We start from the raw sequence: 15,937 nt of genomic DNA, 5'->3' as shown, positions 1-15,937 counted from the left end.
TTTTCATCTAATTTTCAAAGCTTATATATTATACTAAATTTCTAAAAAATCTTATTAAAGGAATAAAGTGAAAAAAGTTTTATTAATATCTTTACTTTGTACAATTTTATTTGCAAAAGATCCTATTGCAATAATAGATACAAATATGGGAATAATCAAAGTTGAATTAAAACCACAACTTGCTCCAAAAGCAGTTGAAAACTTTGTAACTCACTCAAAAAATGGTTACTACAATAATCAAATTTTTCATAGAGTTATAAAAAATTTTATGATTCAAGGGGGAGATCCAACAGGAACTGGAACTGGTGGAGAATCTATTTGGAAAAAAGATTTTGAAGATGAGTTTTCATCAAAAGCTATCTTTGATAAACCTTTTATTTTAGCTATGGCAAATAGAGGTCCAAATACAAATGGAAGTCAATTTTTCATAACAACAACTGCAACTTATTGGTTAAATGGTTACCACACAATATTTGGATATGTAGTTGATGGTTTTGATGTTGTAAGAAGTATTGAAAATGTAAAAACAAATGGAAGATATGGTGGAGATAAACCTATTAGTGATGTTAAAATAAATAGTATAAAAATAGAGGAGTAAAGAAGATATTAATCTTCTAACTCTTCTTTGCTAACAACTCTTTCAATATCCATAATAACAAGCATTTGATGATCTTCTACTCTAACATAACCTTTTAAATATTTAGAAGGAATAGCAGAACCCATTTCAGCAACAGGCGCAAGCATACTTGTATCAATTTTTTGTGTATCATCAACCAAATCTACAACAATTCCAACCATTCTTTTATCTTCAGTGATTACAATAATAATAGATGTATTTACATCATATACAATAGGACCTGTGTTAAATTTAATTCTAATATCTAAAATTGGAACAACTTCCCCTCTTGAATTAATCAAACCTTTTACCCAATCAGATGTATTTGGTAAAGTTGTAATATGATCAGGATAAGTTAAAATCTCTTTTATTTTTGGAAGTTCAATAGCATATTTCATTTTTCCTAATTCAAATGTCATAAACTCAGTAACATTTGAGCTACTTTTTTCTCTTGAGTTCTTGTTTTCCATCTTCTATCCTTGTTTAAATATTTTTGCAAAATTGCAATATTATACTTTTTGTTCACTTAAACTAATAATTTTTGCTATTGCTTTTGTTTTAGCTGTTTGAAGTTCTATATTGTCATCAATTTTTAAATCATCCAAAGAGACAATTTTATTATCTTTAGAGAGTTGAACAAAACCTATTTTATCTTTTTTTTCTGGATTATTCATTAAAAAAGATTGCTTTAAATTATCTAAGATATTTGAGAAAATATCTAATCTTGAAGTTAAAGTTCTTTTAAAACTATCTTCCAAAAGCTTAATTTGTGCATCAAAAAATGTTAGTTTTGACTCTATTGAGTTTTGTTTAAACAAAGATTTTAAATTTATTAACTCTTGCTCTTTTCTTTGAAGAGTGTTTTTTAATTTTGATTTTAAATCATTTACTAAACTATCAATATATAAAAGATGCTCATTTGTATCAGGAAGTGCAATCTCTATTGCATTTGATGGAGTTGCAGCTCTAAAATCTGCTACAAAATCGCTTATTAAATAATCTATTTCATGTCCAACAGCTGAAATTATTGGTGTTTTTGCTTCATAAATTGCATTGGCAACAAGTTCACTATTAAAAGACCATAAATCTTCAATACTTCCACCACCTCTTCCAACAATCATAATATCACAATTTAAACTATCAGCAAATTTTATATTTTTTGCTATATCTTCAATACTTCCATTTCCTTGAACAAGAGTGGGAATAAGTATTAACTCAACTAAATTCCATCTAACACTTGCAACTTTTTTCATATCTTCAATAGCAGCTCCAGTAGCACTTGTAACAATTGCTATTTTTTTTGGATATTTTGGCAAAGCTTTTTTAATACTTTGCTCAAAATAACCTTTTGCTTGAAGCTTTGTTTTTAGTTGCTCATAAGCTAAAGCCAAACTTCCAATTCCACTTGGCTCAATTTTTGTACAAAGAAGTTGATAGTTTCCTCTTGGAACAAAAACTGTTATATTTGCAGTAATTACAACTTTTAATCCATTTTCAAGTTGAAATTTTAGATATTTTGTATTTCCTTTAAACATAACACAAGATATCGTTGAGCTATCATCTTTAATTGAAAAATATATGTGTCCAGAGCTATGATTTACTAAATTTGAAATCTCTCCCTCTACTAGAACTTGCATAAAAGTAGTCTCTAGTAGAGATTTTATTTGAGTATTTAAAGTAGTTACACTAATAGGATTCATTAAACTTTTTTAGCAATTATTAGTGTTGAAATTTTCATAGAGAAAGCTTTTGTATAAATAGGCTCTAATCCAGCTTGTTTTAACTCTTTTTGTAAATTTTCTGTTGTTAAAAACTCATCAATAGAGTCTGGTAAGTATCTATAAGCCTCTTTATTTTTAGATATTAATCCACCAATAACAGGTAAAATCTTATCCATATAAAATGCTGTTAGATGATCAAGCAAACTCTCTTTTTTATTCTTAGTAAACTCACTAATTACAACTAATCCACCCTTTTTTAAAACTCTTGCAAACTCTACAAAAGCCTCTTGTCTTTGAACAACATTTCTAATTCCATAAGATATTGATACTATATCAGCACTCTCATTTTCTAGTGGCATTTTTGTAGCAAATGCCTCTATAAACTCAACTTCTGGAAGCTTCTTTTTACCAAACTCCATCATACCAACACTTGGATCTATTCCAACAATATTTTTTAAAGTAATATTTTTTTTAGCTGCATTTTGTTTCCAAAAAATTATCATATCACCTGTTCCACAAGCAACATCAACAATCTTTTCAATCTCTTGTTTTCCATAAAGTTCAAAAGTTTTATTACAAGCTTTATCTCTCCAACTTTTATCAATTCCCATTGACATAACTCTATTTGCTTTATCATAAGTTGGTGCAATGTTATTAAACATTGATACTATTTTTTCTTGTTTTTCCAAAATATTATCCTCTTTTTATATTTTATATTAGATATTTTCCAATAAAAATACCCAAAATTAAACCTATGTTTAATGAAACTGCAATTTTCATAATTGATAGCTTCTTATCAACATAAGGAATTCTATTTACTATCTCCTCTTGAACTTTTAAACTAGCTTCAAAGTTGATTGAAGCTTTATCTAAATTATCAACTGCTTTTTTTATTGCAAGTTCGCTAAACTCCATTCTCTCAACTAGCTCTTTTGCTTGTTTAAAGCTCATTTCACTCATTTTTTAATCTCTATCCATCTATCTAAATCACAAAAAATTTTGTTTAAAGTATTAAGCACATAATCTTTTGCTTCAGTTTGAATTCTTCTAAAAAATAGATACTTTCTAGCACTCTCAACATCACCTAACTCTTTTGCCTCAATAGCTTTTTTAGCAAAATCTGTATTATTGTAAGCCATCTCCCAAACTGTACTTCCTAAGTATCTACTCATAGTAATAATTTTGTCATTTTGAACTGGAAAATATTTTGGATCTTTTACAAAATCACAAATCACTGAGTTTGAGTCAAGATATTTGTGCCCAAAGAAGTTTATAAACTGCTCACTATAATAATCCTCATGCATAGATATAGCTCGTGTAAGAGCAAATATAATATTCTCTTCTGGATTTTTCTCTATTTTTCTAATTTTTTTCATAGTTGCAATTGCATTTTTTCCATCAAGTTCGCCATCACCTAAGGGTATAATCCACTTAACATTTCCAAAGCTTCCAACTTTTTTTATCTCATCAAGAACTAGTGCTGAAGTCTTATTTCCACCAACATCAACTATAACTTGATGATTATCATCCATTAAAATCAACTCATCAAGTTCATTGATTCTATTAGTTCCTAGCATTCTTTTTTCTACTATTTCAGTTCTTGTAAAAGATCTTGAATCGTTATTCTCATCATCTATTTCAATATAAGTTATCTTTTTGCCATGTTTTTTATACAAATATGGAGCAATTACCTGCATAGCAACAGTAGATTTTCCTACACCACCTTTTGTTTGTGGAATTATAATCATCTTATTTATCCTTTTGTAATACTTTTTTTAAATAATTTCTTTGAAAAAATGCTTTTGATTTTATCCAAAATATGATTAAACAACTATTGCATCTGTTTGGTAAATTTTACTACTATTACAAAACTTTTTAAGTTTAAAACTATTTGTTGCAACTCCATTTTCAATATCCACAACCATCATTTGCAATATTGCTTTACAAGAGTTTGGAACATCAAAGTGGCTACCAATTCCAGTTGTTGCTCTTTGAATTGGAGCTTTCTCATCCATTCCTATTACATTATCATAACAGCCTGTTAATCCTATATCTGTTAAATATGCAGTATTTTGAAAAATTTGCAAATCATCTGTTCCTACATGAGTGTGTGTTCCACAAATAGCACTAACTTGATTTTTAAACATCATAAGCATTACTCTTTTTTCACTTGTTGCTTCACCATGAAAATCTACAAATATATTTTTAACACCTTTTTTTATTAAATCATCAACAACTTTTTTAGCAAGATTAAATGGATTTTCAACAAGTGGCATTGAGTATTGTCCCATAAGATTTAAAACAGCAATTGTCTCAATATCTTCTTCAACTTGAACATCTTTTATTAATAATCCTGTTCCAACTACTCCATCTGGATAGTTATGAGGTCTTAAAATATTTTTATTTTCAAGTAAAACTTGCAAATCTTTTTTCTTGTCAAAACTATGGTTACCACCTGTGATTACATCAACTCCTGATGAAAAAAGCTCTTTTGCACTATCAACTGTAAGTCCAAAACCATGACTTGCATTTTCACCATTTGCTATTACTAAATCCAATTTATACTCAGCTCTTAAATGTTTTAAACCCTCTTTAATTATCTTTCTTCCAGGACGACCAACTATATCTCCTATAAATCCTATTCTCAAACTATATCCTCTTTTAAAATTTTTAATCTTATCTCAAAAATTGCACCAAATTCACCATTATAAGCATCTATTAATCCACCATTCTCTTCAATAATATTTTTAGCAATAGATAGACCTATTCCCATTCCACCTTTCTCTTTTTGACTATTAAACGGTTCAAATAGTTTTTTCATAGCTTCATTTTTTATTCCACCAGCACTATCTTTAAATCTAATAATAATATCTTTTTCAAAAGTTGAAACCTCTATTTTTAGCCATCTTTTATCATAATCTTCAATTTTTTCAAGTTCATCTAAAGCATTATTTATAATAATAATCCAAACCTGCTCAATTTTTTGTTTTTGACCATAAAAATAGAAGGTTTTATTAAATATTGTTTTATCATCCAAATCAAATAAAGTATCATTTAAATAGATTTTGCTTATATGTTTTGCTCTATTCTGTGCGATTGTAAGAGCTGTTTGAATTGTTTGATAGATATTTATCTTCTCTTTATTTGAAGCTTTTGAGTGCGTAACTTCTCTCATAGATTCAACAATATTTGCAATTCTATCTATTCCATCTTTTATTTTTTTACTATCTTGTAGCATTCTTTCTTTTATTTTTGTATCTTCTAAATCATTTATATCATAAGTCATTAACTCAAGATTTCCTTTTACATAAGTTAAAGGTGTATTTATCTCATGAGTAATTCCAGCTGCTAAACTTCCAATGTAGCTTAGTTTTGCACTTTTTATCTGCTCTTCAAGATGGATTTTCTCTTTTGCTTTACTCTTTGCTAACTCCTGTTTTATTCTTGTTTCAAGGTTTAAATTTAACTCTTGTAAAACTCTTTTATCTTCAAGTGAATTTACAATAAAAATAATCTGCTCTTTCTCTCTTAAAAGTCTTAAACTAAGCTCTAAATGAATTTTTGAACCATCTTTTTTTATAAAAATTTTCTCTATTTTTTGAACTTTTATTAAATCACTCATAGCATTTAATAATTTTTTTAACTCTTTTTTTGAATCTGATAATATTAAATTCAAAGGTGATAATCTAATTAACTCTATCTCTTCATAGCCCAAAAACTCACAAAGCTGACTATTTACTTTTATAAATTTAAAATCTTTATTTAAAAGTGCAATTCCACTATGTACATTTTCAAAAATACTATTATATATCTGAACTTGGTTATTTAAATTAAAATATAGATCTTCAATCTTCATCTTATCAGTGCTATCTACACAGATAATATCTAAATATTGTTCAAACTCATCATTTATAACCTCTACAAAAATATCTACAAAAAACCTATCGCCATTTTTCTTAAAACCCTGAATATTTTTTAGACTCAAACTCTTTTTTTCATATGATTTTTCTACAGTTTTTTTAATGACTTTTTTCAAATTTCTATTTATTAATCTTTTATACTTATGACCCAGAAGCTCACTTTTTGAATAACCCAAAAAGCTAGAAAATGCTGAACTAATATTTCTTATAACTCCATCAAAATCTACTCTTATAAATAGAATATATCTATCCATAATCTCACTATTTTTATTCAAAATGTCATTATACTCTTGATTTGAAATATCAAGTTCTTCTTTTTTTGTCTCTATTTTCTTATTATTTTCAGCAATTAATAAAGTAGTTATAACTAAAAATATAAGTGATAAAAAAAGCGTAACATATAGAAGATTTGAAAAATTATTAAATAGAAAATATTTATAACTCTCTTTATCTTTTTTTACTAAAAATAGATAAAAATCACTATCATTTAAATCTATTTTTTTATAGATAAAATCATTTAAATCTATTGATTCTTGAATCTCATATCTATTTAAAAAGATTAATTTTTCATTTTGATTAGTAAAGAAATCTCTCATATCAATTTTGAGAATAAAAAACTCTTTTTTTGCTCTAATTGCAAAATTTAAAATATTTTTATTATTTTCATCCAAAAATATATACTCTTCATTTAAATTTAGAGTTCTTAATGTTTTAAAATACTCTTTATTGTAGTTTGTCTGTAATTTTAAATTGCTACTTTGATTATTTTGTAATATATATCTATCTTTAGAGTTAAATCCCAATGACTTAAACTCTAAAATATTTTTATCATTTAAAACTCTATTTTTTATAAAATTAAAGATATCATCTTGAGTTTTTAAAGAGTCAATAGTTGACTCTACAATAGATATTTTTTGTCTATAAACATCTAAAAAATTTAAAAGTTTATCTTCTTGATTTTCTAAAATTGTCTTTGAAATTTGTTGATTATTTGTTTGAATATAACTGCTATGGTAGTTATAAAATGAGTTTAAAAAAAATGCAAATAAAAAGAGAAAAAATATCAAAAATGTAAAAAATATCTTAATGTAGAAAGCTAATCGCATTATTTCGCTTTTTTAATTTTTATATAATATGTTGTCTCTTTTTCACTATTTTTACACCAAAAAATAGCTCTATTTTTATCAATTAACAGCTTTGCCAAATGTATTTGTGAATCTAAATAAGTATCATCTATCTTATTTAAAATATCATCAAGAAACTCCCTTTTAGCTTCATTTTCAATATCTTCAGTAATTTTAATTGTAATCTCATCTAAAATTATTGTTGTAGAAATTTTTATATTTGCTTTTTTTATATCATAAGTATTTATCTGATCTAATATAAATAAAATTATATTTTGAATAATAGATTTTAGTTCAAAAGAGCTAATTTGTAAATCAATACTCTCATCAATATCAAAAGATAAATTTGTATTTAAATTTTTAAGATTCTGTTTTAAATTGTGATTAATACTAGTTAAAACTGAACTTAAATTTGCTCTTCTCTCACTTGAGAAGTTAAATATTTTTTTTGTATCATTTAATATAAAAGATAGATTATGAAGCTCTTTTTTTACTCTACTTTGTAAAATTTCAATTGAATTCTCATCAAAATTTTTCTCATCGCTAGCTCTATCTAATTCATAAGATATTTTCGATATTGACTGTTGCCACTGATGAGAGATAGAGTCCATAATTTTTGATAAAAATGATATCTTTGCATCATCTTTTATATCTTTATCAAGAAGTCTTAACTCATTTAATCTATTTGATAAATCCTCTTTTAAAAGTTTATTCATCTTTTCAAGTTGTTTTGTATCTGTAATATCTGTTCTAATTGAACTATAACCAATATGCCTATTTTTAATATCATATATAGAGAAAATTTTCAATCTTACCCAGTAGGTATTTCCAAATTTATCTCTATTTTTAATCTCACCTTGCCAAGTATGAAGTATCTCTAAATCTTTTTTTAACTTTTTATAAAAATTTTCAGATACATCATCATGTCTTAAAAGATCAATATTTTTTCCAATTATCTCATCCTTTGAGTAACCAGAACTTTTGCAAAATGCTTTTGAAGCACTTGTTATTTTTCCATCTAAATCAAAATCTATTTTTAAAATATGGTTATCAATAATATTTGAAAGCTCATCATATTTTAGTTGCAAAATATCTTTTTTTCTTTTTATTTGTAATAAATATGCCAAAATGAAAATCAAAATAACAACAAATATACTAAAAGAGATAAGTAAGTAGCCATAAAAATCATCTATCTTTGCAATTTTTTTATCTGATTTATTATAATAAACCAAATACAAAGAGTCTTGATAAAACTCTAAATATGATACAAATGCAAAAGTTAAAACATTTTTATTGCCATCTTTTTTAACAACAAATGTCTTATTTTCTCTATTTTCAAAAGCTTTTTCTAATTTTTTTATACTATTTTTATTTGTTAAATATAAAGAGAAATCTTCTTCTTGTAGTTTAGATGCAAATAGTTTTTTAAATTTAAATTGTGATGAGTTTTGTTCAAGTTTTTCCAAAACCAAATCTAAATCAAACTCTATGTTCATTATAGATATGAGGTTTAAATTTTTATCAAATATTGGTTTTGAAAAGACCAAATATCCCTCATCTGAGATATTTTTATATGCTTTTTGCTCTTTTTTACTATTTATAACTTTCTCAATTAGTGAAATAGTAAGTGGATCTTTGAAATTTAAAATTTGAACACCATCAACACTATAAAAACTAATATCAAAAACTCCCAAAGTAGTATAATATGAGTATTCAGCTTCAATTGCATCATAAAGAAGATTTTTAAGCCTCATCTCATTTTTTTCACTACTTATAATATCAACAATTTTATTACTTTTAATAATCTCTGTAAAATAGACAAATTCAGCGGTATCTTCAAGCTCTTTTAATAGAAGTTCATAATCTTTTAATATCTTATCTTTGATTTGTAAATTTACTTTTTCAAAATCACTATTTTTTAAATAGTTTAATGAAAATATAATTGTAATTACTACTAAAAAAAAGAGTATCACATACCTTATTTTATTCATTAATTAATTCTCATTTAGTATTTCTAATACTTGTTTCTCCAAAGCTTCAAGAGAACTAAATGGTTTCATTATATAGTGAGTTGCCCCCTCTTTATGAGATTTTAGAACTTTATCTAAAGTTGAATATGCTGTCATCATAATAACTTTTTGATCTTCGCCTTTGTCTCTAATTTTTTCTAAAACATCAATTCCATTCATTTGTGGCATCATAATATCTAAAAGCACTAAATCATATTTTGAACTATCATTGCTAGTTAAAAATGTAAGAGGATTTGAAAAAGATGAAACTTTGAATTTTGGATTTCTACTTAAAAATCTATTTAAAAGATCTAAAATCTCTGTTTCATCATCAACTATTGCTATACTAAATTTTCTATTTTCCATTTTTTGCTCCTTTATTAAATAATTTTGTTGCAGCATCTTTCATAACTGCATTGTTTTTCTCTTCCAAAATTTTATCTAAATATACAAACACTTTTTCACTAGCATTTTCAACTAACTCTATCTTCTCTTCAATTAGTTCTTTTGAACAAGATATCTCATTTCCTGAACACTCTTTTGCTAAAATATTTGCCTCTTTGTGTACAACTGCGTGAGGATTATCTAAACCTTTATATGAAGCCACAAAGCTAAACTCTTGTTTTCCAAGTCCTGTATTATACCATTGACCTAATCTACACTGCGTATGATCAACTGCTTTAAAGTTATTTGGATTTCCAAAAATCAATTGATATAGATTGTTTTTATAAATAACATGATCTAGTTTTGCAAGATTTATAAATATCTTATTTGAAATACTCTCAACTTCATAAACCGCTCTATTTGAATTTTTTTGGAAATTATTCATTAAACCACTTAGAGTATCAATTCTAGTTTTTGTCTCATTTACAACATTTATAACAACATCTGAACTAGTTTTTATCTTCTCTGTTTCATGCTGAATTGTTGTAACAACATCTTTTATCTGTTTAGCAGCATCAGCACTTCTACTAGCTAGATTTCGTACCTCTTGAGCAACAACAGCAAAACCTTTTCCAGCTTCACCAGCAGTTGCTGCTTCAACAGCAGCATTAAGAGATAAAATATTTGTTTGGAAAGCTATTTCTTGAATAATATTTATAACAGAAGCTATATCTTGACTCTTTACAACAAGTGAATTTACAACTTCATTTTCGCTTTCAATTTCACTGTGAAGATTGTCTGTATATGAAACTATCTCTTTAATAAGATTTAAACCTTTTGTTGAACCATATGCTGTCTCATTTGACTCTTTTTGCATAGATTGTAACTCTTCTAAAAGACTTAAATATGTAGTTTGAGTATCGCTTAAAGATTTTGTAACATTTTTATTGTGTCTTGCTAAAAGCCCACCCTCTTTATTGTCGTGAATTGATGTTTTTCTCAAAGCAACGAGTGTATAGTTTTTGAATTTTTTAGCAACAGCTTCAGCTTCGCACTCTTGTAAAATAACTCTATCTTCTCCTCTTTTAACTGCTTCAATAATAGGAGAAAAATCACTTAAATTTGTTTTAGTAACACTATTTGCAAAGAAAAGTTTATCATTTTCATCAAATACAGCCATTCCCTCTTCTATTGAAAGTGTTGATATTTTTTTAAAAAGTTCAATCTCTTCATCTTTTTTATTAAGTGCATTATCAAACTCTTTTTTAAGTTTATCAAACTCTTTTGTAACTAGCTCATCTTTTTGGATAAGTTCAGTTTTTAAAGCTCTTATTTCAAGTTCTAAGTTTTTAATTTTTTCATCTTTTTCTTTGTTGTTAAAAAACATCTCTTCTCCTAGGCTCTATTAAATTCTAAAGAGTAGCTAAAATATACTTAAAAATTATTTTGCTCTTTTGCGCATAAATAAGCTTGGGAAAATACAATTTGAAAATTAAATCCACCCAACTCTCCCGTTAAATTCAAACACTCTCCTATAAAATACAAATCTTTTTGTTTTAAACTCTCAAATGTTTTATGATCTATCTCATCTGTACAGATGCCACCTTTTGTAACTTCTGCTTTTGTATATCCAAAATTCCCAGCAGGAGCAAAACTATATTTTTTTAATATTTTCAAACTCTCAATCTCCTCTTTGTCTAATTTTGAACAAGGTTTATCATCTAAATTTATCGATTTTAAAAACTCTTGAGTAAACCTTTTTGGCAAAGGCAAGGCTGTTGATATATTTTTATTTCCCATTAAAAGTTTTTCAATATTAATATTTGGTAAAAAATCAATTGCTATTTTTCCCTTTTTCCAATACAAAGAGCTACTTAAAACAGCTGGTCCACTAAAACCTTTATGAGCAAAAAGTAGATTTCCCTCTATTTTTTTATCTTCAACAAATATATTTACAAATATTGAAAGTCCTGATAAATCTTTAAACCAAAACTGCTCTTTTTGAACTGTAAAACCTACAAGTGCTGGATTTAAATCAACTATTGTATGATCAAACTTTTTTGCAATATCAAAAGCGATAGTTGAAGCCCCCAAAGAGGCGTAAGATAAGCCTCCACTAGCAACTACAACTTTTTTTGCTTCAATAATAGCTTTATTTGTAGTTATTGTAAAAAAATTATTGTATGAAATATCCAAAACCTTTGTAGAGAGAAACTTTTTTATATGAGTTGTTAAAAGATTAAACATATCTATAACATCTTGACTAGAGTTGCAAAAATATGTACCCTTTACTATTTTTGGATTTATTTTTGGAAAGAGTTGATTTTTATTCAAAAATCTAAGCAAATCATCTTTTGAAAATCTTTTTAAAATATCTTTAGCAAAATCTCTATCTCCTAAATAGTTATTTTCACTTACAAACTCATTTGTAATATTGCACTTTGCCCCACCTGAAACTTTTATTTTTTGCCCTATTTTATCATTTGAATCTATTAAACAAATATTTTTAAATTTTTTCTTATCTAAATTTGAAGCAAACATCAAACCACTTGCACCTGCTCCAACTATTGCTATGTCGTAAATTTTATATCCTTTTTTATAGTAAAAATATTTTTACCATCTATATAATCATAAAGCAGATTATACCCGTTTGCTTTTAAAATATTAAATACAATATAAAGTCCCAAACCAAAAGATTCATTTGAAGTTTTTATAGAAAATGGCTCTAAATATTTTTGAAAATCACCTTTTAACTTCTCACCATCATTTATAAATAAAATATCATCGCCAATAGTTTTTATCTCAAGAGATTTGCTATTTGAGTATTTTATTGCATTATCAATTAGATTTTTTATAGCAATACTAAAGAGCCTAAAGTTTACAAAAAGCTTTATATTTTCGTAAGAGTTTTTTACCAAACTATCTTCAAGCATCAAAATATCTTTTGCCTCATCTAATAAATCTTCTAAAAAATAGCTCTTTTTTTCTAAAATTTTATTTTGAGATATTAACTCTTCAATAGTTGCAAACTCATTTATTAAGGCCTCTAAACGATTGAAAACCATTTTTAGTTTTTCACTATTCTCTTCATTTTGTTCAAGCTGTAAAAGAATTTTTCCTTTTGTGATTGGAGTTTTAAGTTCATGCATAATATTTCGTATAAATACATTTCTTGACTCTTTTATATTTTTTAATTTTTTTGCACTATTTTTAAACTCTTTTGTCAAAATTGTTATCTCATCATTTTTGCCACTACTTTTTATCTCAAAATCAAACTTCTCATCTCCAAGATTTATAACCTTATCTTTTAAAATTTTAAGAGGTAAAAGCTGTTTTAATGTTCTTATATATAAAAAAGTTAAAACAAAAAATAGAATAAAAAAGACAAAAACAAGATAGTAACTATTTGAAAAACTACTACTTTCAATATCTTTTATTAAAAAACTAACTTTTGGTCTTTCAAAAAGCAGATAGTTTTTGCCATCTATTACAAATATTTTAAAAACCTCTTTTCCTCTATTTCTTAAAAATATAAGTTTTTTATTTTTATTTTTTAAAATAGGTTTTATATCTTTATCAAAATATAACTCATAGTTCATATCTTTTAAAAAACTTTTAAAATTTTCATCTATATTGTGTCTTTGTTTTTCAACTACTTTAAAAAGTGGTCTATATTTATCTATTAACTCTTTATCTTTAAGATAGTTCTCATTTGTAAGTAGAAATATAAATGAAAAAACAAGAAGTAAAATTGTAATAACATAGTTTAAAGTGCTTGAGAATATTATTGAATCTTTATTCATTGTATAAATTTATACCCCATTCCTCTAATAGTTTGAAGATATTTTGGCTCTTTTGGATTGCTTTCTATTTTATGTCTAATTCTATTTATTATAACTGCAAGTGAACCACTACTTTCATAATCACTATTTAAAACATCTGAGTTTTCAAAAATATCATCACGGCTTACTATAAAACCCTCTCTTTTTATAAACAGACTTAATATTTCAAACTCAGCAGCTGTTAATTTAATATACTCACCATCTTTTGTAATCTCTTTTTTCTCCTCATTTAAAAGAAATGTTTTTTTGATATTTGGTTCATCTATTTGTATTGATTTATTAAATCTTCGCAAAATTGTTCTAATACGAACCTCTAACTCTCTTGGATCATAAGGTTTTGGTAAATAGTCATCAGCTCCTAATTTTAAAGCAGTAACCTTATCTGTAATATCACTTCTTGCACTTGAAATTATAATTGGTATATCAAATTTATTAACAAGCTCTTTGCAAACATCTAATCCATCCATACCAGGAAGTGTTAAATCTAAAATTATCAAATCAAATTTTTCTAGTTTTAAACTAGAAAGAGCCAAAAATGGCTCTTCAAAATTTACTACTTGAATATTAAACTGCTTTAAATAGCTACTTAAAACATTTGCTAACTCTAAATCATCCTCTATCATTGCAATTTTTATCATAGTTTAATCTTCAAATCTTTGTTTCATTTTCTCTTTTCTTAAATCAAGCAAAGTTCTTAACTGCTCTTTTTGTTTTGAATCTAAAACTTTATAAGCTTTCTCTATTATATTGGCATGTAACTCTTGATTTTTCTCTCTTTTATCTTTCATAATTTTAATAAATTTCTCTTTATCAAAACTATCTTTTGAAAAAGCATCACAAGGAAACTCTTGATTTTTTTTGCTATCTTTTATAATTTCATCAATCTTTGTTTTTTGATCTTTTGTTAAATTTAACTCATAAAAGATTCCCAAAATACCACTTTGTTGTTTTGACATTTTTTTACCATCTTTTTTATTTATTGGACAGTTTTGACTATCTTTTCTAAAATCACAATTTGCTCCACCTTGTTGTGCATAAAGCCCACTTACCAAAATTGAAGCTAAAGCTAAACTTGATACGATTTTTCTCATTTTTAATCCTTTTTTTAAGATAATGAAATTATTACATAACAACTTTAATGAATCTTAAATTTTATATTAACGAAACCTTACAATAAACAAATAATAATATCTGTTTTGATACAATCAAACGATTTAAAAAACAATTAAATAAAGAGAAACAATGAAACTATCATATATTAAAATTTTTGAACCTTTTGATTGGCATATTGGTACAGGAGAGTATTTAGATGAGCAAAAAGATCTGGAAGAAATCGTGTGGTTTTAAAATAATGTTGATTAAAGTTGCTACTTTTAATCTATTTCAATTTTGTTCAAATAACTACTCTTTTTATACAAAAAAAGATAGATTTACAAAAAGTGATTGGGAAGAGAAAAAATCTTGGATAAAAAAACAACTTCTAAAAATGGATTGCGATATTGTAGGTTTTCAAGAGGTTTTTTCGCAAGATGAGTTAAAAGAGTTGTGTTTGGAGCTTAGATTCAAAGATTTTGTAGTAGTTCAAACTCCTAAACTAGAAGAGAAAAACCAAGTTTTCAAATCTACAACAGTAGCATTAGCTAGTAAATTTCCAATTAAAAATATAGAAAAAGTAGAGACAAAAGATAGTTTCTCTTTTTCAAGAGAGCCTATAAAAGCATCTATAAAACTTGATAATGATTTAGAAATTGTTGTTTATGTAGCTCATTTAAAATCAAATAGATTAAATGAGTTTGAGTATAGATTTACAAAAGATTCAACACTTGAAGAGAAAAAAAGCAAACTTGATATTGCTTTAAAAAACAACTACTCTCTTTCACTAAAACAACGCCTTAATGAGGCAAAAACTCTTCACTTTGATATTAAAAAACAAAAAAGTGCATCTATTTTGCTTTGTGATTTAAACGATAGAGAGCATTCAATAACTATTGATGCACTTACAAACAGAAGGTTTTATATAAAAGAGCTTTTAAAAGATGATTTAGTTTTGTTTGATAGCTATGATTTTGCTTTAAAAAAAGTTTATAATCCTCATCCAGAGTTCAAAGGTTTTAAAAGAACACCAACAAGCTATTTTATAGGTAAAGGAAACACTCTTGATTTTATTTTTGTAAATAGATTTTTAAAAGATAAAATCAAAGATTTTAAAGTTTTTGATGAGCATTTACAAAAGAATCAAAATGGAAGTTTAAAAACAAGTGACCATGCACAAGTGGTTTGTGAAATAGAAGTTTAAATATAGAAATTAAAAAATCAAGGGG

At 25.8% G+C, this 15,937-nt stretch carries 17 protein-coding genes and 1 pseudogene; 3 read left to right on the top strand and 15 right to left on the bottom strand.

The features are described from left to right. The first annotated feature begins 67 nt into the window (after window positions 1-67). The gene (locus ASKIR_RS02095) at window positions 68-598 is read left to right on the top strand and encodes a peptidylprolyl isomerase (protein ID WP_066352450.1); all 531 of its coding nucleotides are present in this window, start codon (window positions 68-70) and stop codon (window positions 596-598) included. A gap of 8 nt (window positions 599-606) precedes the next feature. Here ASKIR_RS02095 and ASKIR_RS02090 read toward each other — a convergent pair whose 3' ends face one another. The 15 genes and pseudogenes from ASKIR_RS02090 to ASKIR_RS02025 all read right to left on the bottom strand — a co-directional run bounded on the left by ASKIR_RS02090 (window position 607) and on the right by ASKIR_RS02025 (window position 14,707). After that, window positions 607-1,086, bottom strand: a complete 480-nt coding sequence (locus tag ASKIR_RS02090) for a chemotaxis protein CheW (protein WP_066162443.1) — start codon at window positions 1,084-1,086, stop codon at window positions 607-609. A gap of 39 nt (window positions 1,087-1,125) precedes the next feature. Then, window positions 1,126-2,316, bottom strand: a complete 1,191-nt coding sequence (gene xseA, locus ASKIR_RS02085; RefSeq protein WP_066352453.1) for an exodeoxyribonuclease VII large subunit — start codon at window positions 2,314-2,316, stop codon at window positions 1,126-1,128. Next, complete coding sequence (ubiE, locus tag ASKIR_RS02080; RefSeq protein ID WP_066352454.1) at window positions 2,316-3,026, bottom strand: bifunctional demethylmenaquinone methyltransferase/2-methoxy-6-polyprenyl-1,4-benzoquinol methylase UbiE; 711 nt, start codon at window positions 3,024-3,026, stop codon at window positions 2,316-2,318. The genes xseA and ubiE overlap by 1 nt, the downstream gene beginning before the upstream one ends. Window positions 3,027-3,048: 22 nt before the next feature. Then, the gene (locus ASKIR_RS02075) at window positions 3,049-3,297 is read right to left on the bottom strand and encodes a hypothetical protein (RefSeq protein ID WP_066162453.1); all 249 of its coding nucleotides are present in this window, start codon (window positions 3,295-3,297) and stop codon (window positions 3,049-3,051) included. After that, a complete protein-coding gene (locus ASKIR_RS02070; protein WP_066162456.1) occupies window positions 3,294-4,085 on the bottom strand; it encodes a P-loop NTPase family protein in 792 nt (263 codons plus the stop codon). Before ASKIR_RS02070 ends, ASKIR_RS02075 begins: the two co-directional genes overlap by 4 nt. Before the next feature lie 75 nt (window positions 4,086-4,160). Further along, window positions 4,161-4,985, bottom strand: a complete 825-nt coding sequence (locus ASKIR_RS02065) for a TIGR00282 family metallophosphoesterase (RefSeq protein WP_066352456.1) — start codon at window positions 4,983-4,985, stop codon at window positions 4,161-4,163. Next, complete coding sequence (locus tag ASKIR_RS02060; protein WP_115588427.1) at window positions 4,982-7,363, bottom strand: PAS domain-containing sensor histidine kinase; 2,382 nt, start codon at window positions 7,361-7,363, stop codon at window positions 4,982-4,984. Before ASKIR_RS02060 ends, ASKIR_RS02065 begins: the two co-directional genes overlap by 4 nt. After that, on the bottom strand, window positions 7,363-9,372 hold the full coding sequence (locus ASKIR_RS02055; RefSeq protein WP_118868760.1) for a PAS domain-containing protein: 2,010 nt from the start codon (window positions 9,370-9,372) through the stop codon (window positions 7,363-7,365). Before ASKIR_RS02055 ends, ASKIR_RS02060 begins: the two co-directional genes overlap by 1 nt. A 3-nt stretch (window positions 9,373-9,375) precedes the next feature. After that, a complete protein-coding gene (locus tag ASKIR_RS02050) occupies window positions 9,376-9,756 on the bottom strand; it encodes a response regulator (protein WP_066162468.1) in 381 nt (126 codons plus the stop codon). Next, entirely contained in the window at window positions 9,746-10,123 is a 378-nt protein-coding gene (locus tag ASKIR_RS10450) for a CZB domain-containing protein (protein ID WP_404801450.1), read from the bottom strand. Before ASKIR_RS10450 ends, ASKIR_RS02050 begins: the two co-directional genes overlap by 11 nt. A gap of 42 nt (window positions 10,124-10,165) precedes the next feature. Further along, window positions 10,166-10,651: pseudogene (locus tag ASKIR_RS10445) on the bottom strand (methyl-accepting chemotaxis protein); the annotation flags it as partial. A gap of 557 nt (window positions 10,652-11,208) precedes the next feature. After that, window positions 11,209-12,342, bottom strand: a complete 1,134-nt coding sequence (locus ASKIR_RS02040) for a BaiN/RdsA family NAD(P)/FAD-dependent oxidoreductase (RefSeq protein ID WP_228255681.1) — start codon at window positions 12,340-12,342, stop codon at window positions 11,209-11,211. 2 nt (window positions 12,343-12,344) lie between these two features. Next, window positions 12,345-13,577, bottom strand: a complete 1,233-nt coding sequence (locus ASKIR_RS02035; RefSeq protein WP_066355911.1) for an ArsS family sensor histidine kinase — start codon at window positions 13,575-13,577, stop codon at window positions 12,345-12,347. Further along, window positions 13,574-14,254, bottom strand: a complete 681-nt coding sequence (locus tag ASKIR_RS02030) for a response regulator transcription factor (RefSeq protein ID WP_066162480.1) — start codon at window positions 14,252-14,254, stop codon at window positions 13,574-13,576. Before ASKIR_RS02030 ends, ASKIR_RS02035 begins: the two co-directional genes overlap by 4 nt. Window positions 14,255-14,257: 3 nt before the next feature. Next, window positions 14,258-14,707: a Spy/CpxP family protein refolding chaperone gene (locus ASKIR_RS02025; RefSeq protein WP_115588423.1), complete on the bottom strand. Its 450-nt coding sequence runs from the start codon at window positions 14,705-14,707 to the stop codon at window positions 14,258-14,260. Between the two features lie 151 nt (window positions 14,708-14,858). Between ASKIR_RS02025 and ASKIR_RS02020 the strand changes: the two genes are divergently transcribed. Further along, complete coding sequence (locus ASKIR_RS02020; RefSeq protein WP_115588422.1) at window positions 14,859-14,963, top strand: cache domain-containing protein; 105 nt, start codon at window positions 14,859-14,861, stop codon at window positions 14,961-14,963. 4 nt (window positions 14,964-14,967) lie between these two features. Beyond that, on the top strand, window positions 14,968-15,912 hold the full coding sequence (locus tag ASKIR_RS02015; protein WP_115588421.1) for an endonuclease/exonuclease/phosphatase family protein: 945 nt from the start codon (window positions 14,968-14,970) through the stop codon (window positions 15,910-15,912). Window positions 15,913-15,937 lie beyond the last annotated feature (25 nt).

It is taken from the genome of Aliarcobacter skirrowii CCUG 10374, assembly GCF_003544835.1.
GTDB classification, from domain to species: Bacteria; Campylobacterota; Campylobacteria; order Campylobacterales; family Arcobacteraceae; genus Aliarcobacter; species Aliarcobacter skirrowii.
This window is presented reverse-complemented; position numbering and strand designations above follow the sequence as displayed.

What these genes read in the sequence shown, in the direction of transcription:
- ASKIR_RS02015 (WP_115588421.1), top strand. Translation starts at nt 14,968, where the DNA reads ATGTTGATTAAAGTTGCTACTTTTAATCTATTTCAATTTTGTTCAAAT.
- ASKIR_RS02070 (WP_066162456.1), bottom strand. Translation starts at nt 4,085, where the DNA reads ATGATTATAATTCCACAAACAAAAGGTGGTGTAGGAAAATCTACTGTT.
- ASKIR_RS02055 (WP_118868760.1), bottom strand. Translation starts at nt 9,372, where the DNA reads ATGAATAAAATAAGGTATGTGATACTCTTTTTTTTAGTAGTAATTACA.
- ASKIR_RS02020 (WP_115588422.1), top strand. Translation starts at nt 14,859, where the DNA reads ATGAAACTATCATATATTAAAATTTTTGAACCTTTTGATTGGCATATT.
- ASKIR_RS02060 (WP_115588427.1), bottom strand. Translation starts at nt 7,363, where the DNA reads ATGCGATTAGCTTTCTACATTAAGATATTTTTTACATTTTTGATATTT.
- ASKIR_RS02050 (WP_066162468.1), bottom strand. Translation starts at nt 9,756, where the DNA reads ATGGAAAATAGAAAATTTAGTATAGCAATAGTTGATGATGAAACAGAG.
- ASKIR_RS02035 (WP_066355911.1), bottom strand. Translation starts at nt 13,577, where the DNA reads ATGAATAAAGATTCAATAATATTCTCAAGCACTTTAAACTATGTTATT.
- ASKIR_RS02075 (WP_066162453.1), bottom strand. Translation starts at nt 3,297, where the DNA reads ATGAGTGAAATGAGCTTTAAACAAGCAAAAGAGCTAGTTGAGAGAATG.
- xseA (WP_066352453.1), bottom strand. Translation starts at nt 2,316, where the DNA reads ATGAATCCTATTAGTGTAACTACTTTAAATACTCAAATAAAATCTCTA.
- ASKIR_RS02025 (WP_115588423.1), bottom strand. Translation starts at nt 14,707, where the DNA reads ATGAGAAAAATCGTATCAAGTTTAGCTTTAGCTTCAATTTTGGTAAGT.
- ASKIR_RS02090 (WP_066162443.1), bottom strand. Translation starts at nt 1,086, where the DNA reads ATGGAAAACAAGAACTCAAGAGAAAAAAGTAGCTCAAATGTTACTGAG.
- ASKIR_RS02030 (WP_066162480.1), bottom strand. Translation starts at nt 14,254, where the DNA reads ATGATAAAAATTGCAATGATAGAGGATGATTTAGAGTTAGCAAATGTT.